This is a genomic window from Actinomyces polynesiensis, from assembly GCF_000820725.1.
Taxonomy (GTDB): domain Bacteria; phylum Actinomycetota; class Actinomycetes; order Actinomycetales; family Actinomycetaceae; genus Pauljensenia; species Pauljensenia polynesiensis.
This window is the reverse complement of sequence record NZ_CCXH01000207.1, coordinates 1-2,799: the sequence shown is the minus strand read 5'-3', so window position 1 is coordinate 2,799 and position 2,799 is coordinate 1. Positions and strand designations below refer to the sequence as shown.

Sequence of the window (2,799 nt, the reverse complement as noted above, 5' to 3'; positions counted from 1 at the left end):
GGTGGAGGGGGACCCGAACGGGATCTCACCAGCGGTGGAGCCGGTGGGAGACCGGGGCGATCAGTACATGCCGCCCATGTCGTCACCGGCGCCGGCGGCCGGGGCCGGGGGCTCCGGCTTGTCGGCGACGACGGCCTCGGTGGTGAGGAACATCCCGGCGATCGACGCCGCGTTCTGCAGCGCGGAGCGGGTGACCTTGACCGGGTCGGAGATGCCCTCGGCCATCAGGTCGCCGTACTCACCGTTGGCGGCGTTGAGGCCGAAACCGGCCTCCATGCCCGCCACGCGGTCGGCGACGACGCCACCCTCGAGACCGGCGTTCTCGGCGATCTGCTTGAGCGGGGAGGCGACCGCGATGCGGACGATGCCCACACCCGTGGCCTCGTCACCGGTGAAGTCGAGCGCACCCAGCGCCTTGTTCGCGGCCTGGATCAGGGCCACGCCACCACCGGCGACGAGCCCCTCCTCCGAGGCGGCGCGGGCGTTGCGGATCGCGTCCTCGATGCGGTGCTTGCGCTCCTTGAGCTCGACCTCGGTGGCCGCGCCGGACTTGATGACGGCGACGCCACCGGAGAGCTTGGCCAGGCGCTCCTGGAGCTTCTCGCGGTCGTAGTCGGAGTCGGTGTTCTCGATCTCGGCCTTCAGCTGGCGGATGCGCCCGTCGAGGGCATCCTTCTCGCCGGCGCCGTCGACGATCGTCGTCTCGTCCTTCGTGACGACGACCTTGCGGGCGCGGCCGAGGACGTCGAGGTCGGCGTTCTCCAGGGACAGGCCGACGGTCTCGGAGATGACCTGACCACCGGTGAGGATGGCCATGTCCTGCAGCATCGCCTTGCGGCGGTCACCGAAGCCGGGGGCCTTGACGGCGACCGACTTGAAGGTGCCACGGATCTTGTTGACGACCAGGGTGGCCAGGGCCTCACCCTCGATGTCCTCGGCGATGATCAGCAGCGGCTTGCCGGACTGCATGACCTTCTCCAGGACCGGGAGCAGGTCCTTGATGTTCGAGATCTTGGACTCGACGAGCAGCACGTAGGCGTCCTCGAGGACGGCCTCCTGACGCTCGTTGTCGGTGACGAAGTAGGCCGAGAGGTAGCCCTTGTCGAAGCGCATGCCCTCGGTGGTCTCCAGCGTCGTGTCGAAGGAGTTCGTCTCCTCGACGGTGACGACACCCTCCGCCCCGACCTTCTCGAAGGCCTGCGCGATGAGCTGGCCGATCTCGGGATCATTGGCGGAGATCGAGGCCGTGGCGGCGATCTGGTCGTTCGTGACGACGGGCTTGCCGTCCTTGTGCAGCTGGTCGACGATGGCCTCGACGGCCGCATCGATGCCGCGCTTCAGGGCGATGGGGTTCGACCCGGCGGCGACGTTGCGCAGGCCCTCGTGGACGAGCGCCTGGGCCAGGACGGTCGCAGTGGTGGTTCCGTCACCTGCGACGTCGTCGGTCTTCTTGGCGACCTCCTTGACCAGTTCGGCGCCGATGCGCTCGAAGGGGTCCTCGAGGTCGATCTCCTTGGCGACGGAGACGCCGTCCTTGGTGATCGTGGGGGCGCCCCACTTCTTGTCGAGCACGACGTTGCGGCCCTTGGGGCCCAGCGTCACCTTGACGGTGTCGGCCAGGAGGTTCAGGCCGCGCTCCATGCCACGACGAGCCTCCTCGTCGAACGTGATGATCTTGGACATGCTGTGTGTTCCCTTCCGCGGTGCGGATGCGGAGTCCGGTGCCCGCGACGGACGACCACCCCGTGGACGTTCTTGTCACGTCCCCGCGGAGGCCTCACCGGTGCTCCTGGTTGTTATCACTCTGCCTTGGCGAGTGCCAGTGGCAAGTCTGGCACTCCCACCACGAGAGTGCAAGACGGGGGTTGCGCCATCGGCGCAACCCCCGTCGAGGGACCCGGTGTCCCCCCAGCTCAGCGGAGGATGACCACCACGTCCGCCCCGGAGAGGTAGGAGGTGTCGGTCGTCTGCACGGCGCTGATCCCCAGGACCCGGGCGACCTCCTCCGCGGAGGCCTGGATGTCGGGGTCGGCGTAGTAGACGGTGGACACCGTGGTCGACCAGCCGTCGGCGTTGGCGGCGGTGGTGCCGGCGAAGCCCGCGTTGTTCAGCAGCGCGGCCTGCTGGGCCGCGTACCCCTGCGTCCCCGTGCCGTTGAGGACCGAGATCTTGATGCCGTAGTCGACCGTGGGCGCCGTCGTCTCGCTCTCGCTCGGCTCGGGGGTGGAGGACTCGGACTCCTCCGGCTCGGAGGTCTCGTCCTGCGACTCCGACGGCTCGGCCGAGGCACTCGGGGTCCCGGTGCCCGACTGGGACGTCCCCGACTGCGTGGACTGCGCGGTGTCGGACTCCTGCGCATCGACGCCCCGTGAGGTCAGGAGGTGGCTGGCTCCCCATCCGAGCAGTGGCACGAGGATGAGGACGAGGAGGAAGGGCAGCACGGACTTCCACTTCGAGGGCTGCGGGCGGTGCATGCCGACGGGCATGTCCTCCCCTGCCCGGTCGAACTCGTCCTTGGGATACTGGTTGCTCACGGGGACAGAGTACCTGCATCGTCCCCGTCGCCACCGCTGACCCGGTCAGGATGTCCCGGCGCTGACGTCGGCGCCACCGCCCGCCCTCCTGCGCTGCGCCGACCCGGTGTCCGCCCACGCCCCCGCCCGCTCCGGTCCGTGCCACCCGCGCGCCCAGTGGGCGACCCGTGAGCGCACGCCTCCCCCGGTCCGGGTTCCCGCGCCACCCACGCGCGCAGTGGGCGACCCTCCACTCCCGTCTACTGTGGGGACGTGACCACCGCTG

Annotated in this window: 2 protein-coding genes; both read right to left on the bottom strand. The window is 69.5% G+C overall.

Annotated features, from left to right (window positions below; genetic code table 11):
• Window positions 1-60: 60 nt before the first annotated feature.
• Entirely contained in the window at window positions 61-1,683 is a 1,623-nt protein-coding gene (gene groL, locus TA90_RS08870) for a chaperonin GroEL (protein ID WP_043535847.1), read from the bottom strand.
• Window positions 1,684-1,913: 230 nt separating this feature from the next.
• Entirely contained in the window at window positions 1,914-2,534 is a 621-nt protein-coding gene (locus TA90_RS08865; protein ID WP_231550710.1) for a LytR C-terminal domain-containing protein, read from the bottom strand.
• Window positions 2,535-2,799: the final 265 nt, after the last annotated feature.

Excerpts from the sequence above, each read along its gene's own strand:
- groL (WP_043535847.1), bottom strand. The coding sequence starts at position 1,683 with ATGTCCAAGATCATCACGTTCGACGAGGAGGCTCGTCGTGGCATGGAG.